The 20366-nt window shown below is 70.1% G+C and carries 23 protein-coding genes; 16 read left to right on the forward strand and 7 right to left on the reverse strand.

The features are described 5' to 3' along the window. Positions 1-42: 42 nt before the first annotated feature. Positions 43-1188 (reverse strand): dipeptidase, encoded by a 1146-nt coding sequence (locus VF330_RS09605; protein WP_330851167.1) that lies wholly within the window; start codon positions 1186-1188, stop codon positions 43-45. A 318-nt stretch (positions 1189-1506) separates the two neighbouring features. Between VF330_RS09605 and VF330_RS09610 the strand changes: the two genes are divergently transcribed. Both VF330_RS09610 and VF330_RS09615 read left to right on the forward strand, forming a co-directional pair. Then, entirely contained in the window at positions 1507-2160 is a 654-nt protein-coding gene (locus VF330_RS09610; RefSeq protein WP_181320591.1) for a response regulator, read from the forward strand. Positions 2161-2230: 70 nt separating this feature from the next. Further along, a complete protein-coding gene (locus tag VF330_RS09615; protein ID WP_330851168.1) occupies positions 2231-3487 on the forward strand; it encodes a ribonuclease D in 1257 nt (418 codons plus the stop codon). A gap of 79 nt (positions 3488-3566) precedes the next feature. On the opposite strand, the gene VF330_RS09620 is transcribed toward VF330_RS09615, so the two are convergent. After that, positions 3567-4208, reverse strand: a complete 642-nt coding sequence (locus tag VF330_RS09620) for an O-methyltransferase (protein WP_330851169.1) — start codon at positions 4206-4208, stop codon at positions 3567-3569. A gap of 69 nt (positions 4209-4277) precedes the next feature. On the opposite strand from VF330_RS09620, the gene VF330_RS09625 reads away from it, so the two are divergent. Together VF330_RS09625 and VF330_RS09630 are read left to right on the forward strand one after the other, a co-directional pair. After that, the gene (locus tag VF330_RS09625) at positions 4278-4865 is read left to right on the forward strand and encodes a TetR/AcrR family transcriptional regulator (RefSeq protein WP_330851170.1); all 588 of its coding nucleotides are present in this window, start codon (positions 4278-4280) and stop codon (positions 4863-4865) included. Beyond that, positions 4862-5335: a GNAT family N-acetyltransferase gene (locus VF330_RS09630; protein WP_330851171.1), complete on the forward strand. Its 474-nt coding sequence runs from the start codon at positions 4862-4864 to the stop codon at positions 5333-5335. Before VF330_RS09625 ends, VF330_RS09630 begins: the two co-directional genes overlap by 4 nt. A gap of 18 nt (positions 5336-5353) precedes the next feature. On the opposite strand, the gene VF330_RS09635 is transcribed toward VF330_RS09630, so the two are convergent. Next, positions 5354-6040, reverse strand: a complete 687-nt coding sequence (locus tag VF330_RS09635) for a MerR family transcriptional regulator (RefSeq protein WP_330851172.1) — start codon at positions 6038-6040, stop codon at positions 5354-5356. A gap of 20 nt (positions 6041-6060) precedes the next feature. Here VF330_RS09635 and VF330_RS09640 point away from each other — a divergent pair, with 20 nt between their 5' ends. The 4 genes from VF330_RS09640 (at position 6061) to VF330_RS09655 (ending at position 10807) form a co-directional block, all read left to right on the forward strand. Further along, positions 6061-6951, forward strand: coding sequence for a hypothetical protein (locus tag VF330_RS09640; protein ID WP_330851173.1), 891 nt, complete (start codon positions 6061-6063; stop codon positions 6949-6951). Continuing rightward, positions 6948-7397, forward strand: a complete 450-nt coding sequence (locus VF330_RS09645) for an ABA4-like family protein (RefSeq protein WP_330851174.1) — start codon at positions 6948-6950, stop codon at positions 7395-7397. Before VF330_RS09640 ends, VF330_RS09645 begins: the two co-directional genes overlap by 4 nt. 90 nt (positions 7398-7487) lie before the next feature. Further along, entirely contained in the window at positions 7488-8702 is a 1215-nt protein-coding gene (locus VF330_RS09650; protein WP_330851175.1) for an acetyl-CoA C-acyltransferase, read from the forward strand. Beyond that, positions 8699-10807 (forward strand): 3-hydroxyacyl-CoA dehydrogenase NAD-binding domain-containing protein, encoded by a 2109-nt coding sequence (locus VF330_RS09655; protein ID WP_330851176.1) that lies wholly within the window; start codon positions 8699-8701, stop codon positions 10805-10807. Before VF330_RS09650 ends, VF330_RS09655 begins: the two co-directional genes overlap by 4 nt. Positions 10808-10849: 42 nt before the next feature. Here the strand turns inward: VF330_RS09655 and VF330_RS09660 are convergent, their stop codons facing one another. The 3 genes from VF330_RS09660 to VF330_RS09670 form a co-directional block, all read right to left on the reverse strand. After that, positions 10850-11167, reverse strand: a complete 318-nt coding sequence (locus VF330_RS09660; protein WP_330851177.1) for a hypothetical protein — start codon at positions 11165-11167, stop codon at positions 10850-10852. 103 nt (positions 11168-11270) lie between these two features. Beyond that, entirely contained in the window at positions 11271-11678 is a 408-nt protein-coding gene (locus VF330_RS09665) for a type II toxin-antitoxin system VapC family toxin (RefSeq protein ID WP_330851178.1), read from the reverse strand. Next, the gene (locus VF330_RS09670; protein WP_330851179.1) at positions 11666-11950 is read right to left on the reverse strand and encodes a type II toxin-antitoxin system prevent-host-death family antitoxin; all 285 of its coding nucleotides are present in this window, start codon (positions 11948-11950) and stop codon (positions 11666-11668) included. Before VF330_RS09670 ends, VF330_RS09665 begins: the two co-directional genes overlap by 13 nt. 73 nt (positions 11951-12023) lie before the next feature. On the opposite strand from VF330_RS09670, the gene VF330_RS09675 reads away from it, so the two are divergent. Together VF330_RS09675 and VF330_RS09680 are read left to right on the forward strand one after the other, a co-directional pair. Continuing rightward, positions 12024-12743, forward strand: coding sequence for a DUF72 domain-containing protein (locus VF330_RS09675; RefSeq protein WP_330851180.1), 720 nt, complete (start codon positions 12024-12026; stop codon positions 12741-12743). Next, positions 12740-14461 carry a glycoside hydrolase family 5 protein gene (locus tag VF330_RS09680; protein ID WP_330851181.1) on the forward strand — a complete coding sequence of 574 codons (1722 nt, stop codon included), beginning with the start codon at positions 12740-12742 and terminating at the stop codon, positions 14459-14461. The genes VF330_RS09675 and VF330_RS09680 overlap by 4 nt, the downstream gene beginning before the upstream one ends. On the opposite strand, the gene VF330_RS09685 is transcribed toward VF330_RS09680, so the two are convergent. Further along, positions 14416-15165: an arylamine N-acetyltransferase family protein gene (locus tag VF330_RS09685; protein WP_330851182.1), complete on the reverse strand. Its 750-nt coding sequence runs from the start codon at positions 15163-15165 to the stop codon at positions 14416-14418. The two genes, VF330_RS09680 and VF330_RS09685, sit on opposite strands and share 46 nt — an antisense overlap. A 17-nt stretch (positions 15166-15182) precedes the next feature. Here VF330_RS09685 and VF330_RS09690 point away from each other — a divergent pair, with 17 nt between their 5' ends. From VF330_RS09690 to VF330_RS09715, 6 genes are all read left to right on the forward strand, one after another. Further along, positions 15183-15992: a DUF72 domain-containing protein gene (locus VF330_RS09690; protein WP_330851183.1), complete on the forward strand. Its 810-nt coding sequence runs from the start codon at positions 15183-15185 to the stop codon at positions 15990-15992. A gap of 41 nt (positions 15993-16033) precedes the next feature. Continuing rightward, positions 16034-16390 carry a peptidase inhibitor family I36 protein gene (locus VF330_RS09695; protein ID WP_330851184.1) on the forward strand — a complete coding sequence of 119 codons (357 nt, stop codon included), beginning with the start codon at positions 16034-16036 and terminating at the stop codon, positions 16388-16390. Between the two features lie 155 nt (positions 16391-16545). Beyond that, complete coding sequence (locus VF330_RS09700) at positions 16546-18912, forward strand: AAA family ATPase (RefSeq protein ID WP_330851185.1); 2367 nt, start codon at positions 16546-16548, stop codon at positions 18910-18912. Continuing rightward, positions 18909-19295, forward strand: coding sequence for a hypothetical protein (locus VF330_RS09705; protein ID WP_330851186.1), 387 nt, complete (start codon positions 18909-18911; stop codon positions 19293-19295). Before VF330_RS09700 ends, VF330_RS09705 begins: the two co-directional genes overlap by 4 nt. A gap of 8 nt (positions 19296-19303) precedes the next feature. Next, the gene (locus VF330_RS09710) at positions 19304-20140 is read left to right on the forward strand and encodes a metallophosphoesterase family protein (protein ID WP_330851187.1); all 837 of its coding nucleotides are present in this window, start codon (positions 19304-19306) and stop codon (positions 20138-20140) included. Next, a partial coding sequence (locus VF330_RS09715) for an AAA family ATPase (protein ID WP_330851188.1) occupies positions 20137-20366 on the forward strand: 230 nt, incomplete at its 3' end. The genes VF330_RS09710 and VF330_RS09715, both read left to right, overlap by 4 nt.

Below are 20366 nucleotides of genomic sequence, written 5' to 3' on the forward strand. Positions count from 1 at the left end.
CCAATATATTGCTCGCCGCGCACTTCCGCGGCGAGCGCTTTCCTAGCTGTCGGCGTCGCGCAGGACGCGCAGGACGTTCGCCCCGGCGAGCTTGGTGAGGTCGTCCTCGGACCAGCCCCTGTCCAGCAAGGCGCCGAAGAGTTTCGGGTAGGTCGAGACGTCCTCGAGCCCGTCCGGGAGCCCCGGGACGCCGTCGTAGTCGCCGCCGATGCCGATGTGGTCGACGCCGACGACCTCGCGCGCGTGCTCGACGTGCGCGACGACGTCGTCGAGCGTCGCGGTCGGTGCCGGGTGCTCGGCCGCCCACCGCTCGCCGAACACCTTGCGGGCGTCGAGGTCGGCGTGGTTCTCCCCCGCGGCCGTCATGGCTTCACGAAGAGATGCGTCCCATTCAGCGAAACCAGGTGAGACGAAACTCGGAACGAATGTGATCATGGCCACACCGCCGTTGTCCTTCAGCCTTCCCAGGACGTCGTCCGGGACGTTGCGCGGGTGGTCCGCGACGTGCCGGCAGGACGAGTGGCTGAAGATGACCGGCTTGACCGTCGTGTCGAGCGCGGCGTGCATGGTGCTGGGCGCGACGTGGCTGAGGTCGACGAGCATGCCGATCCGGTTCATCTCGCGCACGACGTCGTGGCCGAACTCGGTCAGCCCGCCGTGTTCCGGCTGGTCAGTGGCGCTGTCGGCCCACGGCGTGTTGTCGTTGTGGGTGAGCGTCATGTACCGGACGCCCAGCCGGCGCAGCGCGCGCAGGACGCCGAGTGAAGAGTTGATGGAATGTCCGCCCTCGGCGCCGAGGAGGGACGCGACACGCCCGGATGCGAAAACTTTCTCAGCTTCGGCGGCGGTGGTCGCGACGCCGAGGTGCCCGGAGTACCGCTCTGCCAGCTCGTAGACCAGCTCGACCTGCTCCAGGACGGCGGTGACCGCTCCGTCCCCGGCCAGCTTCGTGGGGATCCAGACGGACCAGAACTGCATGCCCAGACCGCCCTCGCGCATCTTCACGACGTCGGTGTGCAGGCTGGGATGACGTTCCAGGAGATCGACCGCCGCGACGGTCGAGCGGACGTCCCCGCCGGTGCCGCCGCCGAGCTCCCGCAGGGCCCAGGGGAGGTCGTTGTGACCGTCGACGAGGGGCACACGCTGCAGCAACGCCCGGGCTTTCTCGAGGCCTGCACTGCTCGGCACAACCAACTCCTAGATGTCGTTCTGAGAGGGACTCGCGTTACGCCCCCTATCTAGTTGTCATCCAATCGTGTGACAGATGAGTCCATCTGTCACAACCCGATAGGGATAGATACCCGATTGATCGTCCCGTAGACCCGCATGGGCGGCTACGCTGCCCCAGACGACACCACTTTCGGTCGATCAGTGGCGCGGCTGATTGGACGAAAGTCTCCGGTGCCGGTCGGGGGGCACGACCGACTCCAGGGAGGTAGTGACGTGGCTGCCGTCGGCTTAGGTCAGGCCGTTCGTACCACGCCAGCCGGCTCGTTGCCGGCGAACATGGTCCCGCACCCGCGGGAAGAGCTTTTTTCAGTGCTGGTGGTCGACGACCACCCACTGCTGAGGGAGGCGATATCAGCTCGGCTCACCCAGATGGGAGCCGGGACAGTGCATGAGGCCGCATCGGTGGCGGAGGCTCGGGCGCGGGCACTCGCTACCGGACCGTGCGACCTCGCGATCCTCGATCTGGGCCTGCCGGATGGCACCGGCATCGACCTGGTCACGGAGCTCCGTGCCCAGGGCTGGCCCCGCATCGTGGTCCTCGCATCCTCCGACGACCCCTACGCGGTCAGGTCGGCCTTCCAGGCGGGCGCCCAGGCGTACCTCCTGAAGTCCGCCTCTCCGATGGTGGTCACCGACGGGGTGCGCAGGGTCCTCGACGGCGGCGTTTACGCAGATCCGAGCGTGGCACCAGTACTCGCAGCGGGTACTCGGGTGCCGGGCACGGACAACACGCCGCGGGAACTCTCCGCGCGTGAGGTCGAGGTGCTCCAGCTGGTCGCCGATGGCCAGAGCAACAAGGAGATCGGCGAGGCTCTGAGCCTGTCCGCGTTGACGGTGAAGTCTCACCTGTCGCGGATCGGCCGGAAGCTGGGCACCGGGGATCGCGCTCAGATGGTCGCGCTGGCCATGCGTGCCGGCGTGATCCGTTAGATACCGGTTTGAAGCACTGAACCGGCCGAGAACACCTGTGGGTGGTGCGATCGTCGTAGGGTCATCCGCTGTGGATGTACCCGCCGACGAGCCAACCGCACCAACCGGACCAGAACCGGTACCGCTGACGGAACCTGCTGATGGGGTCCCGCCCGTGGTCGCCGATCCAGCTGCGCTCCGGCGAGCCGCTGACGCGCTCGCCGGGGCGAAGGGCCCGGTCGCGGTGGACACCGAGCGAGCCTCGGGCTACCGCTACTCACAGCGTGCCTATCTGGTGCAACTGCGCCGGGAGGGCGCCGGCACATGGCTGGTCGACCCGATCGCCCTGGGCGGTCGGATGGACCCGCTGGTGCAGGCGTTGGAGGGCACTGAGTGGGTGTTGCACGCGGCGTCTCAGGACCTGCCGTGCCTCGCCGAGCTCGGTCTCCGTCCCGGCGTGCTGTTCGACACCGAGCTGGCGGGCAGGCTGGCTGGGTTCGAACGCGTCGCACTGGGCACGTTGGTGGAACGGCTACTCGGTTACAGGCTCGAGAAGGGGCACGGCGCGGCCGACTGGTCGCGCCGGCCCCTTCCTGCCGATTGGCTGACGTACGCCGCTCTCGACGTGGAGCTGCTCGTGCAGCTGCGCGACGTTCTCGAAGCCGAGCTGGAGCGCCAGGGCAAGCTCGCCTGGGCGCTCGAGGAGTTCGAGGCGGTGCGGACGGCGCCGTTGCCGCGCCCCCGCACCGACCCCTGGCGACGCACGTCCGGCATTCACCGCGTGCGCAACCAGCGGCAGCTGGCCCTCGTGCGCGCGCTGTGGGAAGCCCGCGACACCGTGGCCCGCGAACGCGACATCGCCCCCGGCCGGGTCCTGCCGGACTCCGCCCTCATGGAGGCGGCCGCCCGCAACCCCGCTTCCGAGGCCGAGCTGCTCGCCCTCCCCGTCTTCCGCGGCCGCTCCCAGCGCCGCATGGCCGGCGTGTGGATGAGCGCTCTCCGCAAGGCCGGCACCCTCACCAAGGCGGAGCTCCCGGAGCCCGCGGGCCAGCACGACGGCCCGCCGCCGCCCAACCGCTGGGCGGACAAGGACCCGGATGCCGCGGCCCGCCTGACAGCGGCCCGTGCGGCGCTCACGGCCATCGCCGAGGCCAACACCCTGCCGGTCGAGAACCTGCTGCTGCCGGACCTGGTGCGCCGCACCTGCTGGCAACCGCCGGCCGACCTCTCACCCGAGTCCGTGGCCGCCGTGCTGCGCGAGGGCGGGGCGCGGTCGTGGCAGGTCGAGCTGACGCTCGACGCCCTGGCGAAGGCGTTGTCGGCGACGGCGCCGCCGCCCGCGAACTGATATCCGATATATCAATTCTCCGACATCCAGGCCCGGCCGATATCCGATGTATCGGCCGGGCCTCCGCGTTTTCCGCGCGTCAGGCGCGGCAGCTGATCTCCATTCCGTCCTCGACGGGAAAGGCGACGCTGACGTACCCGTTGGACGGGTCCCGCACATAGGCCAGGTAATCGGCCATCGAGGCCTGGTCGATGTCGTCGGCGACGACGAGCGCGCCGGGCGCGAGCCGCGGTTCGAGGTCGCGCAGTACCGGCAGGCAGAGCTCTTTCCAGCCGTCGAGCAGGACGAGCCCGATAGGTCCTTTCAGGTCGGCCAGCGTGCGCCGCGCGTCACCGGGCAGCACCGTCACGACTCCCCCGAGCCCGGCCTCGTCGAGGTTGGCCCGCGCCTTCGCGACCTTCTCCGCCGACATCTCGGTGCCGTAGACGTGCCCGCGTCCGTTGTCGGCGACGGCGGCCGCGAGGTAGAGCGTCGAGATGCCGAACGACGTGCCGAACTCGACGACGGTCTCCGGACGGCTCGACCGGACGAGCCCGTAGAGCAGGTCCCCGCCTCGTGCGGAGATCGGCATGTAGACGCCGGCCAGCGCGTCGGCGCGTTCCTGCGCGCCGGCTGACCGCCGCTCGTCCCACGGCGCCTCGAAGGTCTCGTCGGCGGTGGCGGAGTCGAAGAGCCGGTCCAGGACCGTGCGGACCCGCGGCTCGTGCAAGGTGATGGTCATGGCGGCTAGATTAGACGCAACGTTGCGTCTAATCTAGACCCGGTTAAGGTACGCGTCCTGGAGGTGGCGATGAGCACCGCACATCGCGGGAACCGGCACGGGCGCAGCGAAGAGGCGCGGCAGGCGGTGTTGCAGGCCGCCGACGACCTGCTGGCCGAACGCGGGTTCGCCGGCGTGACGATCGAGGGCATCGCCACGCGGGCGGGCGTCGCGAAGCAGACGATCTACCGCTGGTGGCCGTCCAAGGTCGACGTGCTCCTGGAGGCGTTCACCGAGGACATGGCCCAGCACCTGACGCCGGACGACCACGGCGACCTGGGCACCGACCTGCGCGTCCACCTCGCGCGGCTGGCGGAGTTCCTCGCCGGGTCCGATCCGGGGGCGGTGTTCCGGGCGCTCACCGGCCAGGCCCAGCACGACCCGCAGCTCGCGGCCAGGCTCCGCGACGAGCACCTGAGCCACCAGCGCGACCGCGACCGCCTGCCGCTGCGGCGGGCGGTCGACCGCGGCGAGCTGCCCGGCGACCTCGACGTCGACGTCGCGCTGGACCAGCTCGTCGGCCCGGTCTACTACCGCGTCCTGGTCACCGGCACGCCCGTGACGCGCGAGTTCACCGACGACCTCGTCGCGGCCTTCCTGCACCGGCACGGACGATGATCAGCACCGGACGCCTGGACCTGCTGCCGTTGCGGCCGGAGCACGTCGGCGAGATGGCCGAGGTCCTGTCCGACCCGGCGCTGCACGCGTTCATCGGCGGCGCCCCGGACTCCCCGCAAGCCCTGCGAGCCCGCTACGAACGCCTGGCCGCCGGCTCGCCGGACCCCGGCCAGCGCTGGCTGAACTGGGTGATCCGCCTCCGCGACGAGGACCGGCTCGTCGGCACCGTCCAGGCGACGATCGCCGACGGGACCGCGGAGATCGCGTGGGTCGTCGGCACGCCGTGGCAGGGGCGTGGCATCGCGAGCGAGGCCGCACGGGGTCTCGTCGCCTGGCTCGGCACCCAGCCGGTGCACGCGGTCGTGGCGCACGTCCACCCCGAGCACCACGCGTCCGCCGCCGTCGCCGCCTCCGCGGGGCTGACCGCCACCGGCGAGCTGCACGACGGCGAGGTCCGCTGGCGGCTGTGACGGCCGCCCCGCGCGGAGTCAGCCGGGACCGTCGGCGAGGACCTCGCGCGACACCTGCGCGTGCGCGAGCCGCCGGACGGCCTTGAGCACGGCGTCGCCGATCAGGGTCCCGATGACCATCGCCTCGATGACGTCGTCGCGCGCGCCGCGGTGGGCGATGTAGTCGAGGTCGGCCTTCGCGATGATCCGCATGCCCTCCAGGTAGGGGTCGAGGATCTCCTGGAAGTGGGCGTGGCCGACCGAGCGGGCCGCGGACAGCGCGGCCGCGAGCATCTGGGTCACGTTGCTGCTGCCGATGTCGAACCCGTCCGGCGCCGCGTGCCGGTCGCAGAACGCCTGGACGTCCTTCACCGCGAGCGGGTCGAGCTCGACCGACCCCGGCTGGCTGATGGCCTCCTGCACGGTGCCGAGCTTGTGGTGGAGCGACTCGTCGCGGGTGTCGACGACGGTGAGGACCTCGCGCACGGTCGCGATGGAGAGGCCGCCGACCTCCATCAACGCCCGCACCAGCCGCAGCCTGCGCAGGTGCTCGTCGTCGTAGTGGGCCTGGTTCGGGCTGGTCAGCACGCCGGCGGGCAGCAGTCCCTCGCGCAGGTAGTACTTGATCGTCGGCACCGGGACGCCACTTCTCTTCGAAAGCTCGCCAACACGCATATGGATAGTGTACCTTCCCGTTTGTCGATAGCGGAGAGTGCCGCTATCCATTCGTCTGAGGGGGCGTTCGGATGTTGAAGACCTTGCGAAGCTGGCACCGGCCGTTGGTGGTCTTCGGTTCGTTGATGGTGCTGCTGATCCCGGTCGCGCTCGTCGGGTTGCTGGTCGACGACCGGACGGTGGTCAACTCGCCGATCTGGCTCAAGCCGCTCAAGTTCGCCGTGTCGCTCGCGCTCTACTCGTTCACGCTGGCGTACCTGCTCACGTTCCTGAAGCGGTTCCAGCGCGTCGGCTGGTGGGCGGGCACCGTGCTCGCGGCGGCCGGGGCGGCCGAGATGGCCGTGATCGTCGGCCAGGTCCTCCGCGGCCGGCGCAGCCACTTCAACTTCGAGACGCCGCTCGACGCCACGCTGTTCTCGATCATGGGCGTGACCATCGTCGTGCTGTGGATCACCCACGCGGTCGTCGCGATCCTGTTGTGGCGCACAGACTTCGAGAACAAGGCGCTCTCCTGGTCGATCCGCCTCGGACTCGTGATCTCGTTCCTGGGACTGGGCGTCGGCTTCCTGATGACGAGCCCCAAGCCCGGTCAGGCGCTCGACGGCGACACCCTCGGCTCGCACACGGTCGGCGCGCCCGACGGCGGCGCCTACATGCCGCTCACCGGCTGGAGCACCGAGCACGGCGACCTGCGGGTCGGCCACTTCATCGGCATGCACGCCCTCCAGGTCCTGCCGGTGGTCATCGCACTGCTCGGCGAGCGCGCCAACGTCCGGATCGCCTGGGTCACCAGCGCGTCGTTCCTGGGGATCTTCCTGCTCGTCACCTGGCAGGCGCTGCGCGGCCAGTCCCTCGTCCAGCCCGACGGCACCACCTTGCTCGCGTTCGCCGCGATCGTCGCCGCCACCGCACTCGGCCTCGTCTGGGCCCGTGCGCCGAAGAAGGAGCTCGTTCCCGCATGACCGCCACCCTGTTCGACCTGACGTTCCTGGTAGCCGCGCCGTTCTGGGCGCTCATGATCCTCGCGCCGGCGTGGTCGTGGACGCAGCGGATCGCCGAGTCGTACCTCATCGTGCTACCGCCGGTGCTGATCTACGTCGTGCTGCTCGTCCCGGAGCTCACCACCGTGCTGCCGCTGGTCACCCGGCCGGAGATCGGCCCGCTGGCGGAGTACCTGGCCACCGACGCCGGCACGGCGCTGGTGTGGGCGCACATGCTCGCGTGGGACCTGTTCGTCGGGCGCTGGATGTACCTGGAAGGGCGCCGGCTCGGTGTCCACCCGCTGGTGATGGCACCCGTTCTGGTGATCACCATCCTGCTGGCCCCGGTCGGGTTGCCGCTCTTCCTCGTGATCCGCAAGGTGTGTGACACAACGAACAGGGGCGCCACTGTGGTTACCGGTCAGTAACTAGGGCTAGAGTTGGCGTTACCGACCGGTAGGGAACTCGCGCAGCCCCTCCGGAGTGGACAGAGTTGTCACCACAAGTGAGGAGACGCCGTGGCCGCACCAGCAGCGCCGGCACGCGTTCGGAACGTGGTCTTCGTCGACGGCGTCCGCACGCCGTTCGGCAAGGCCGGCCCGAAGGGCATTTTCGCCGAGACCCGTGCCGACGACCTCGTCGTCAAGGTCATCCGTGAGCTGCTGCGCAGGCACCCCGAGCTGCCGCCGGAGCGCGTCGACGAGGTCGCCATCGCCGCGACCACGCAGACCGGTGACCAGGGCCTGACGATCGGCCGGACCGCGGCGCTGCTCGCGGGCCTGCCGAAGTCGGTGCCCGGCTACGCCATCGACCGCATGTGCGCGGGCGCGATGACCGCCGTCACCACGGCGGCGAGCGGCATCGCGTTCGGCGCCTACGACGTCGTGATCGCCGGTGGCGTCGAGCACATGGGCCGCCATCCGATGGGCGAGGGCGTCGACCCGAACCCGCGCTTCCTGTCGGACAAGATCGTCGACCCGAGCGCGCTGGTCATGGGCCAGACCGCCGAGAACCTGCACGACCGGTTCCCGGAGATCACCAAGGACCGCGCGGACGCCTACGCCGCCGCCTCGCAGGCCAAGTACGCCGCCGCGGTCGCCGCGGGCAAGATCGGCCCCGAACTGGTGCCCGTCGCGACCCGGTCCGCGGAGAACGGCTGGGGCCTCGCGACGGCCGACGAGCCGCCGCGTCCCGGCACCACGGTCGAGGACCTCGGCAAGCTCAAGACGCCGTTCCGCCCGCACGGCCGAGTCACCGCGGGCAACGCGGCCGGCCTGAACGACGGCGCGACGGGCGCGATCCTGGCCGAGGAGGAGACCGCGCGCGAGCTCGGCCTGCCGGTCGGCATGCGCCTGGTGGGCTACGCGTTCCAGGGCGTCGACCCGTCGGTCATGGGCGTCGGCCCGGTGCCCGCCACCGAGCGCGCGCTGTCCCGCGCGGGTCTGTCCATCGAGGACATCGGCCTGTTCGAGATCAACGAGGCGTTCGCCGTGCAGGTGCTGGCGTTCCTCGACCACTTCAAGATCGCCGACGACGACCCGCGCGTGAACCAGTGGGGCGGCGCGATCGCGACCGGTCACCCGCTGGCTTCCAGCGGCGTGCGGCTGATGACGCAGCTGTCGCGTCAGTTCGCCGAGCGTCCGGACGTCCGTTACGGCCTCACCACCATGTGCATCGGCATCGGCATGGGTGGAACGGTCATCTGGGAGAACCCGAACTGGAGCGGCAAGTGACCATCACCGCTGAGGAAGCAAAGGCGATCTTCCCCGACGAGGTCGTCACCCACGCCAAGACGCGTCTGATCACCGTGCCCGGCCTCGACAAGCCGGTCGCGTTCATCACGATCGACAACGGCCTGGACCACACCCGTCCGTCGACGTTCGGCCCGCAGTCGCTGGTGTCGCTGGGCGCGGCGTTCGACGAGGCCTACGCGGCCTCCCCCGCCGCCATCGCCGTCACCGGCAAGCCGTTCATCTTCGCGGTGGGCGCGGACCTGACGGCCGTCGAGCAGGCGACCGACCGTTCGCAGGGCGTGACGATCGGGAAGCTGGGCCACGAGGTCTTCAAGAAGTTCACCGACTCGGACGTCCCGACCTTCGCCTTCGTCAACGGCGCGGTCATGGGCGGCGGCCTCGAGCTCGCACTGTCGTGCCACTACCGCACGCTGGCGTCGAACGCGGCCGCGATCGCGCTGCCCGAGGTGTTCCTGGGCCTGTTCCCGGGCTGGGGCGGCACGCAGCTGCTGCCGAACCTGATCGGCGCGAACGACGCCGTGACGGTGATCTTCGAGAACGCGTTGAACCAGAACAAGATGCTCAAGCCGAAGGAAGCTCTGGCGCTGGGCATCGCGGACGTGCTGTTCGACTCCGCGGACTACCTGGAGCAGTCGCTGCTGTGGCTGTCCGGCGTCGTGCGCGGCGAGATCGCGGTGCCCCGCAAGGAGATCGACCGCGGCGAGGCGTGGGACGCCGCCGTCGCGCGGGCCAAGGGCATCGTGCACGGCAAGACCAAGGGCGCGGCGCCCGGTGCGCTCAAGGCCCTGGAGCTGCTGGAGCTGGCGCGCGAGAACGACCTCGACAAGGGCTACGCCGCCGAGACCGAGGGCCTCGCGGACCTCGTCATGAGCGACGAGCTGCGCGCGGGCCTGTACTCGTTCAACCTGGTGCAGAAGCGCGCGAAGCGCCCGGCCGGCGCGCCGGACAAGTCGCTGGCGCGCAAGGTCACCAAGGTCGGTGTCGTCGGCGCGGGCCTGATGGCCTCGCAGATGGCGCTGCTGTTCCTGCGCCGCCTGCACGTGCCGGTCGTGCTGACCGACATCGACCAGGCGCGCGTCGACAAGGGCGTCGGCTACGTCCACGCCGAGGTCGACAAGCTCGCGGGCAAGGGCCGCATGTCGCCGGACGAGGCCAACCGCCTCAAGGCGCTGGTGTCCGGCTCGCTCGATAAGGCCGCGTTCGCCGACGCCGACTTCGTGATCGAGGCCGTGTTCGAGGACCTCGCCGTGAAGCAGCAGGTGTTCGCCGAGGTCGAGGAGCACGTCTCCCCCGAGGCCGTCCTCGCCACGAACACGTCGTCGCTGTCCATCACGGACATGGCGTCGAAGCTCAAGCACCCCGAGCGCGTCGTGGGCTTCCACTTCTTCAACCCGGTCGCGGTCATGCCGCTGCTGGAGATCGTGCGCGCCGAGCAGACCGACGACGCCACGCTCGCCACGGCGTTCTCGATCGGCAAGCAGCTCAAGAAGTCCTCGGTGCTGGTGAAGGACGCGCCCGCGTTCGTCGTGAACCGCCTGCTGACCCGCTTCATGGGCGAGGTCATCAAGTCGGTCGACGAGGGCACCTCCTTCGAGGTCGCCGACAGGGCCACCGAGCCGCTCGGCCTGCCGATGTCCCCGATGATCCTGCTGCAGCTGGTCGGTTCCGCCGTCGCGCTGCACGTGTCGGAGACGATGCACGGCGCGTTCCCCGACCGCTTCTCGGTGTCGGAGAACATGAAGAAGTTCGTCGCCGCGGGCAAGGGCGCCGTCTGGCAGTGGGACTCCACCGGCAAGCAGACCGTCGACCCCGAGGTCCAGGCGCTGTGGGAGTTCGGCTCCTCGCCGCTCACGGGCGAAGAGGTCAAGACCCGCGCGCTCGAGGCCCTGGCCGAGGAGATCCGCATCATGCTCGACGAGGGCGTGGTCGCGGAGGCGCAGGACATCGACCTGTGCATGCTCCTGGGCGCCGGGTGGCCGTTCTGGCTGGGCGGCATCACGCCGTACCTGGACCGCACCGGCATCTCGGAGAAGGTGACGGGCAAGCGCTTCCTGGCACCGGGCGTGGCCTCCGTGCCCGCGTAGCACCGCTGTCGAGGCCCCGGCTCTCTCGACGGAGCCGGGGCCTCACTCGTTCTCGGACAGGTACTGCTCCGCGGTGCCGTCCTGGCGGATGAAGTAGGCGTCGATCTTCGTGGCCCGCAGCGTCACCTCGGAGCCCGCCACCAGGTCGCGGTAGCGCAGCAGGTCGGGCAGGCCGAGCGCGACGACGTCGAACGGGTGCCGCTGGCGCAGCATCAGCGACCGGCGCAACGCCTCGCTGAACGCCCACCGCGGCGACTCGTCGTCCTGGGGAACCTCGACCAGCGCGCCTTCGAGCTGACGTTCGAGCGCGGCCCGCACGTGGTCCGCCGTGCCCCACGTCGCGATGTCCGTGACAGTCATACGTCCCGTATCGGCGGAAACGGCGGGATCATTAGCCGTTTCGGCGCCTCGATCCGGTTGTCTTCGCCGGAACCGGTACCGGGTTCACCGCTCGCGTCCTCGGTCAGACCTGCCGGATCGGCACGACCTCCACGAGCCGGTCGAGGTCCTTGAAGTCCTTGACGTTCATCGTCAGCACCGGCAGCCCCGCGACGGAGGCCGTGGCCGCGATCTGCAGGTCCATCCGGCGCGGCCGCGGGGACCGGCCGGCGCGGCGCACGAGCGAGGCCATCTGCCCGTAGACCTTGGCCTCCTCCAGCCCGAACGGCAGCACCTCGAACGTCTGCTGCGCCGCGTAGAACCGTTCGGTGCGGGCGGCGCGTTCCACCGGGTCGTCGACGTCGACGCCGAACGCGAGCTCGGCGATCGTGACGGCGCTCAGGAACGGCCGGGCGTGCACGTAGTCGCCGAGGTTCGCCCGTTCGAGCCGGATGAGCACGCAGGTGTCGAGCAGGCAGCTCAGCTCTGCCACGGGTCGTCCAGCGGGTCGTCGGCGCCGAAGAGCGCGTCGGCGGCGGCGCGGTCGGCGTCCCACCGGTCGGCGTCGATCGACGGCAGCGTGCCGAACAGCGCCTGCACCTCGCCGAGCGAGGGCCTGGTGACGGCCTCGGCGTGGTACGGCGAGAGCTGGGCGACCGGCTTGTTGTTGCGGGTGACGACGAAGCTCTCACCCGCCTCGACACGGCGCATGATCTCCGCGTTGTCGTTGCGGAGCTCGCGCTGCCCGATGGCTTTGAGCTGCATGACCTCACTGTAGCTCAATCCACTGAAAAGTGCTACGGAGTAGCTACAGCACTCGCGGGCTACCCGGACGGGCATGATCAGGATCGGCACCTCGGGCTGGCGCTACCCGGAGTGGCGCGACGGCTTCTACCGCGGCGTCCCGCAACGGCTCTGGCTCAGCCACCTCGCGTCGCACGTCGGCACGATCGAGATCAACAGCTCGTTCTACCGGCTCCAGCCACCCGCCTACTACCGCAAGTGGGCCACCGAGACACCCGCGGACTTCGTCTTCGCCGTCAAAGGCCCGAAGCAGGTCACGCACGTCCAACGCCTGCGCCACGTCGAGGACCCGCTCAAGGCGTTCACCGAGTCGCTGGCGCTGGGCCCGAAGCAGGGCCCGGTCATCTGGCAACTGCCGCCGAGCACGCGCTTCGACGCGGCCCTCGTCGGCGACTTCCTGGCCATGCTCCCGCCCGGCCGGCACGCCTTGGAACCGCGCCACGAGTCGTTCCGCACCGACGCCTACCTGGAGCTGCTCCAAGCACACAACGTCGCTCACGTCGTGTCGGACGCGCCGACGTTCCCGTGCATCGAGGCCGTCACCGCCGACTTCGCCTACGTCCGGCTGCACGGCCACGACGAGCTGTACATCAGCTCCTACAGCGACGAGCAGCTCGACGAGTGGGCGCACAAGATCCGCGGCTGGGACCGCGACACGTACGTCTACTTCGACAACACGATGCAAGGTGCGGCGACGAGAAACGCCGAGACCCTGGCGCAACTCCTCGGCCCGCCGTTACGGTCACATACGTGAAACTCACTCGCGTCTCGGCCACCCTGCTCCTGGCCGCGAGTCTCGTTGCTCCCGCGCAGGCGGAACCGGCCTCTGCTGCATCGTGGACCGGTCCGCTGAGCACGCGCGGACGGTGGATCGTCGACGCCCACGGCGACCGCTTCAAGCTCAAGTCCGGCAACTGGCACGGTGCGAGCGGCACCTGGAACGGTTCCGGCGACATCAACGACCCCAACACCCACCACGCCGGCGAGAAGGCCGACCAGGTCCCGCTGGGCCTCGACCGCGCGACGATGGCCACGATCATCAGCGGTTTCAAGGAGATCGGCGTCAACAGCATCCGGTTGCCGTTCTCCAACCAGATGATCAAGGACACGAACCCCGTCAACGGCCTCAAGGACGCGCAGCTCAACGGCAAGCGCCCGTTGGAGGTCTACGACGCCGTCGTCGCGGAGCTGACGCGCAACGACCTCGCCGTCATCCTCAACAACCACACCACGACGTCGAGGTGGTGCTGCGGCGTCGACGGCAACGAGCGGTGGAACACCAGCCAGAGCACCGACCAGTGGGTGAACGACTGGGCGTTCATGACCGACCGCTACAAGACCAACAAGCGGGTGGTCGGCGCCGACCTCTACAACGAGGTGCGCCGCAACGTCTGGGACGACCCGAACTGGGGCTGGGGCAACGACCACGACTGGCACAAGGCGTCCCAGCAGGCCGCGGACCGCATCCAGCAGACCGCGCCGGACCTGCTGGTCATCGTCGAGGGCATCAACTGGACCGGCATCCCCGTCGACGGCTTCGCGCACGGCAGGCCGACGCTGGAACCGGTGCGGTTCCTCAGCCACACCCTCGCCAACCCCGGCAAGCTCGTCTACAGCGCCCACTTCTACGGCTACACCGGCCCGAACCACAGCGGCGCCACGGGCATCGGCGAGACGACCGACCCGCGCTACCAGGACCTGTCACCCCAGGAGCTGACGGACGTCCTGCGGCGCCAGGCCTTCTACATCACCGAGGCGCAGAAGCACTACACCGCGCCGTTGTGGGTGAGCGAGTTCGGCGTCGGCGGCATCGACGAGTCGAACCAGAAGGCGCGCGACTGGTTCGAGCGCTTCGTCGACCAGCTGATCGCCCAGGACACCGACTTCGCCTACTGGCCGCTGGTCGGCTTCCACACCAACAGGTCCGGCAACAGCTGGGCGTTGCTGCGCTGGGACGCGGGCGGCAACCGCATCAGCGTCAACGACGGCGACGACTGGCGGGCCGGCGCGTGGAACCGCCTCGTCAACGCTCCGGGCCGCACCGGGCAGGTCCCGGACGAGGCGCGGTTCAACATGCTGCTCAAGGAATCGTGCCCGCAGAACGAGAAGCTCGTCGGCATCAGCCACACCGGCAACCGCGGTCTGTGCGCCAGCGGTCCCCGGTGGAGCGGGACGACGCGAGTCACCAACGAGCAGTTCGTCACCGGGGACTGGGCCGTCGGCTACACGAAGCTCCAGTGCCCCAACGGGAACGCGGCCGTCGGGTACGCGAGCTTCACGCTGGTCTGCGCGCCCGTCGCCACCGGGACCAGCACCCGAGTCGTGTGGTTCGACCGCGGCGACAACCGGCCGGACCTCGGCGGCGACTGGGCGAACGGGCACTACAAGGGCCAGTGCGCCCAGGACGAGCACCTCGCCGGTGTGGCCTACAACTGGCGCAGGACGCCGGACGCGCTGCTCTGCCGGAAGTGAACCCGCTCGAACTCGATGCCGAAGTGTTCCAGGAGTGCGGCCGCGGGATCCTCGACGTCCGTCGAGGTCCTGTGGCCGTTCTCCGTCACCACGACCTGCTCGTCCGTCACGGTGATCCGCCCGCCGGGGACGACCTTGGTCGCCATGGGGCCCTTGCGGAAGTGCGACTCCGGCGCGGTCTGGTGCCACCAGCAGGTCGGTACGAACTCCGCGAGCTCGCGCGGCCTGCGGTCCAGCCGGTAGGCGGGCTTGCCGTCGTGGACCACGTCCACGTCGTCACCGTGGTCCTCCAGCCGGAACACCCCGGCCGGGTCCCGCTGGTCCTCCCGCGAGGTCCACGACAGCGGGTGCAGCGAGAACGTTCCGAACCCGACGTCCACCAGCCACTCGCCGTCCACGAGCAGCGCCACGTGGTCGCCCGGCGGTCCCGGCCGGCGCTCGTCGCCGAACACCCTGGCGGACAGCAGGTCCACCGAGAAACCCAGGTCCCGCAACAACTCCGCGAACAACCCGTTGACCTCGTAGCAGAACCCGCCGCGCCGCCGCACGACGATCTTGTCGTACAGCCACGGGACCTCCAGCACGATCCGGGTGTCCATGTGGGTGTCGAGGTTCTCGAACGGGACGCTCATCAGGTGCCGCTCTTGCAGCTCGGCCAAGGACGACGTGCGCGAGGCACCGATGCGCTGTAGGTACGCTTCCACCGTGCCACGATAGCCAGATGGGCGAGGTCAGGATCGGCACTTCGGGGTGGGTGTACCCGCCCTGGCGCGGCACGTTCTACCCGAAGGGCGTCACGCAGAAGCGGGAGCTCGCCTACCTCAGCGAGCAGCTCGGCTCCGTCGAGATCAACGGCTCGTTCTACTCGCTGCAACGCCCGTCGAGCTATCGGAAGTGGGCCGAGGAGACGCCCGACGACTTCGTGTTCTCCGTCAAGGGCAGCCGTTTCATCACCCACATGAAGCGTCTGAAGGACGGCAGCGAACTGCTCTCGAACTACCTCGCGTCCGGTGTGCTCGCCCTGGGCCCGAAGCTCGGCCCGATCCTCTGGCAGCTCCCGCCGACGCTGCGGTTCGACGCCGCCCTGCTCACCGGGTTCTTCGAGGGCCTGCCCCGCACCACCACCGAGGCCGCCGAGATCGCGCAGCGGCACGACCACCGCGTCGACCCGGCGCACACGACCACGGACGCCGAGCGTCCCATGCGGTACGCGCTGGAGATCCGCCACGACAGCTACAACACACCCGAGTTCCTCGACCTGCTCAAGCGCCACGACATCGCGCTCGTCGTCGCGGACGCCGCCGGCAAGTACCCGTTGATCGAGGAGGTCACGAGCGACTTCGTCTACGTCCGCCTGCACGGCCACGACGAGCTCTACGTCAGCGGCTACACCGACGAAGGCCTCGACATGTGGGCCGGGAAGGTCCGCGCGTGGGCGGAGCACGGCGACGTGTTCGTCTACTTCGACAACGACGCGAAAGCCTTCGCGCCGCGCGACGCGAAGGCGCTCCAAGATCGTCTGGCCGATTGACCCGAACGGACGCACACTCGTCTGCGACGAGAGGTGCGCCCATGCCGACGAAGAGCCTCATCGCCGCCCTGGTGATCACCGCGGGGACGGTTGCCTCCAGTGGGATCGCTGTAGCGCAGAGTGACAAGACCTGTGACAAGGGCGAGTTCTGCGTGTGGACCGGGCCGGACTACACCGGCACGGTCCAGCGCCTCGACCTGGAATCGGCGAACCCGGACGAGTGCATCCCGCTCACCGTCGTCGGCAGGTCCTTCGCGAACCGCCTGAGCAGGGACGCGAGCGTGTACCAGCGCGAGAACTGCTCGACCGAGGCCGAGTTCACCACCTACCCGAAGCACGGCACCTACGTGCCGGACGCGTACTTCGTGATCAGGGCCCTGGAGGTGTGGGGTCCCTAACGAGGGCGGACTACTTTAGTCACCCTATGTAACTCCACTCGATCGTGTGAGTACTCGCCAGTAGGTCCCATTTGCTGCCTAGGTTGCCGCCCTATCGAGTGGTGGCAGCTGGAGGACATGTGACCGTGGCGGGTGAAGCCGGGTTACTCGAACTGATGGCCGGGAGACTGGCCAAGGACGAACTCACCCCACGTGCGGCGGAGCTGGTGCTCGCGGCGTGCCGCGGCGAAGCGGCACTGGACCGCGCGCTGTCCGGTGCGCCCGCGCAGGAGGAGACCCCGAGGGAGAAGACGGACGGACCCGGCCACGGCATCTTCGTGTCGGAGATCCGCGTGCGCGGTTTCCGGGGCATCGGCCCGCAGGCACGCCTGCCGCTGGCACCGGGTCCGGGGCTGACCGTCGTCACGGGACGCAACGGCTCGGGCAAGTCGAGCTTCGCCGAGGCCGCGGAGCTGGCGCTGACCGGCTACAACGCCCGCTGGACCCGCGCACGGCACGACGTGTGGCGCCAGGGCTGGCGCAACCTGCACCAGGCCGACACCGCCGTCGAGCTGGACCTCGTGCAGGCCGCGCGGCCGGGCAGGACGAAGATCCGGAGATCGTGGTCGCCCGAGGAGGACCTCGGGCAGGGCGAGTGGACGCAGGACGGCGAGCCGTTCGACGACCGCCGGTGGCACGACGCGCTGGAGACCTACCGGCCGTTCCTGCCCTACAGCGAGCTGGGGACCGTTCTCGACGCGCAGCCGGAGGACCTCTACGAGGCGATGCACCGCTTCCTCGGCCTGGAGGCGATCACGGAGGCGCAGCAGTCGCTCGCCGAGCACCGCAAGCGCCTCGCCGACGTCGTCGCCCGCCCCTACGACCGGCGCGAACGCGTCCGCGCGGAGCTGGCCGCGTCGCCGGACGAACGGGCCAGGCGGGCCGCGGAGCTGCTCGGCAGCCCGTCGCCCGACCTCGACGCCATCGCGGACCTCGCGCTCGGCACGGACGTCGGCAGCGGCACCGGCCTGCTGCACCAGGTCGTGGACCTGGTCCTGCCGCCCGACGACGAGGTCGACCGGTGCCGCGAGAACCTCGACGCCGCACTCGGCGCCGTGACGGCCGTGGCCACCGCCAACGCGCAGGACTCGTTGCGGTCCAGCGAGATCCTGCGCCTCGCGATCCAGCTCCAGGAGTCCGGCGGCGCCAAGACGTGCCCGGTGTGCGACCTCGGCCGGCTCGACGGCATGTGGCTCGTCAAGGCCCGGCGACGCGCCGAGCACCTCGCCAAGGCCGCCGCGGAGCTGCACGAGGCCGCGGACAGGCTGGACGTCGCGATCGCGGCCGCGCGGGCCCTGTGCCTGCCGGTGCCCGAGGTGTTCGGGGAGACCACGGGCATCCTCGACACGACCGCGGTGCTGCAGGCGTGGCAGGCGTGGGAGGACTGCGTCTCGATCGACGACCCGGTGCGGCTGCGCCAGGAGCTCTTCGACCGGTACGCCGAGCTGGTGGCGGCCGTGGAGCAGCTGAAGTCCGTGGCCCGCGAGCAGATCGACCGGCGCGACCTGGTGTGGCGGCCGATGGCGATCGCGTTGTTCGAGTGGCACTCCCAGGCGCAGCAGGCGCTTGCGGACGCCGAGGTGCTCGCCGACGTGACCGAGGCGGAGAACTGGATCCGCAAGGCCGCGGCCACGTTGCGCTCGGAGCGCATCGCGCCGTTCGCCAAGGAGTCGCAGCGGATCTGGCACCGGCTGCGCCAGCAGAGCAACGTCGACCTGGGCGCGGTGCGGCTCGGCGGCACCCGCAACGTCGAGCTGGACGTGTCGGTCGACGGCGTCTCGAACTCGGCGCTCGCGGTGATGAGCCAGGGCGAGCTGCACTCGCTGGGGCTCGCCCTGTTCCTGCCGCGCGCGATGGTGGACGAGAGCCCGTTCCGGTTCGTCATGATCGACGACCCGGTGCAGGCGATGGACCCGTCCAAGGTGGACGGTCTCGCGCAGGTGCTCGCCGACGTCGGCCTCACCCGCCAGGTCGTGGTCTTCACGCACGACGAACGGCTCGTGGAGGCGTTGCGGCGGTTGCGGCTCTCGGCCACGGTCTGGGAGGTCTGCCGCGGCGAGGAGTCCGTCGTGCAGGTGCGCATGTCCGACGACCCCGTCGGCCGGTGCCTCAACGACGCCCGCGCGATGCGGGTGGACGAGGACCTGCCGGACGCGTTGCGGGCCGAGCTGGTGGCGTCGAGCTGCCGGGCGGCCCTGGAAGCGGCGTCGCACGCCCGGTTCCGCCGCGAACGGCTGAGCCGCGGCACCCCGCACGCCGAGGTCGAACGCGTGCTGGAAGGCGCGCTGACGACGAAGCAGACGATCGCGCTGGCCGTGCTCGACGAGCACGCGGAACCGGCGAAGTTGATGCCCCACCTCGAGGACGTGGTCGGATCATGGGCGGTAGACCTGCTGCAGGCGTGCCGGGTAGGCGGCGACAGCGGCGACCTGGACGTGCTGATCCGGGACACCGAACTGCTTGCCGGGTGGCTCCAGAGATGACGCTCCCCCCGGACGTGCAGGACCGGCTGACGTGCGTCGCGAACCTGCTCGCGCGTCCCGACCAGCTCGACGGCGTGCGGATCCGGTGCTGTGCCGAACTGTTGCGCACAGCGGTGGAACGGTCCGTGGCGCGCGCTTGCGGCGCGGAGAACACCGACCAGCCGGTGCACGCGCTACTGCTGAGCCTGCCGTCGCACGTGGACGCGGACGTGGCGTACGACGTCTCCCAGCTGTGGCACGCGCTGAGCCGTGCGATCCGGCACCACGGCTACGAGCTGACCCCGACCATCGCGGAGCTGCACGGCTGGCACTCCGACACCGCGGACGTCGTCGCGGCCCTCCAGCCGACCATGACCCTGTTCGGCACCATCGAACTCCACTGAAGGCACCGGTGAAACTGCTGCTGTTCGCGGACCTGCACCTGGACACCCGCTTCCCCAACGCGGGTCCCGCGCGACGCAAGGCGTTGCGCGACACGCTGGGCCGCATCGTCGACCTCGCCCAGGACAACGAAGTCGACGCGGTGCTCTGCGCCGGCGACCTGTACGAGCACGATCGCTGCTCCCCCACCACGGCGTCGTTCCTGCGGTCGGCGTTCGACTGCCCGGTGCCGGTGTTCCTGGCCCCGGGAGGTGATGACTGGTACGGGCCGCAGTCGGTCTACCGGCAGGTGGACTGGACGCCGAACGTGCACGTGTTCTCCTCCGGTTCGCTGACGCCCGTGGAGATCGCCGACGGCGTCACGCTCTGGGGCGCCGCGCACGTCGGGCCCGGCCCGGCGAAGGACTTCCTCGACGGCTTCGCGGTGAACCGCGGCGGCGTGAACCTGGCGCTGTGCCACGGTTCCGCGCCCGACGACGTGACGATCACCGGGCTGGACCACGCGTTCCTGGGACACGTGCACACACCCGAGCACGCCGAGCACTACACGTTCCCCGGCAACCCGGACCCGTTGACGCCGGGTGAGACCGGTGAGCGCGGAGCGGTCCTGTGCACGGTGAACGACGACGGTTCGGTGTCGCGCGAGGTGTTCGACGTGTCGGCCTCGCGGTCGCTCGACTGGCTGGCGTCGGAGGAGGCGTTCCCGTTGCTGGACTTCGACTCCGTCGCGGCGGAACGGACCGTGCGCGGCCAGTTCGTGCGGGACGTGCTGGCGGACGAGTCGCTGGAGACGACGTTGCGCGGCCGTGTGCTCGCGACCGGACTGCGCGCGCTGGAGGAACGATGAAGATCGAGTCGGTGACCGCGCACGCGTTCGGTCCGTTGCACGACAGGACTCTGCCGCTGGCGCCCGGACTGACCGTCGTGTCCGGCGTGAACGAGTCGGCGAAGTCGTCGTGGCACGCGGCGATCCGTGCCGCTCTGTGCGGTGAGCCGGCGCCGCGGCACCGCCCGTGGCAGGGCGAGTCGTGGCGCGTGGCGGCGATGGTGTCGCTGGAGTCCGGCGAGGTCGT

The organism is Lentzea sp., assembly GCF_036380075.1.
Lineage (GTDB): Bacteria > Actinomycetota > Actinomycetes > Mycobacteriales > Pseudonocardiaceae > Lentzea.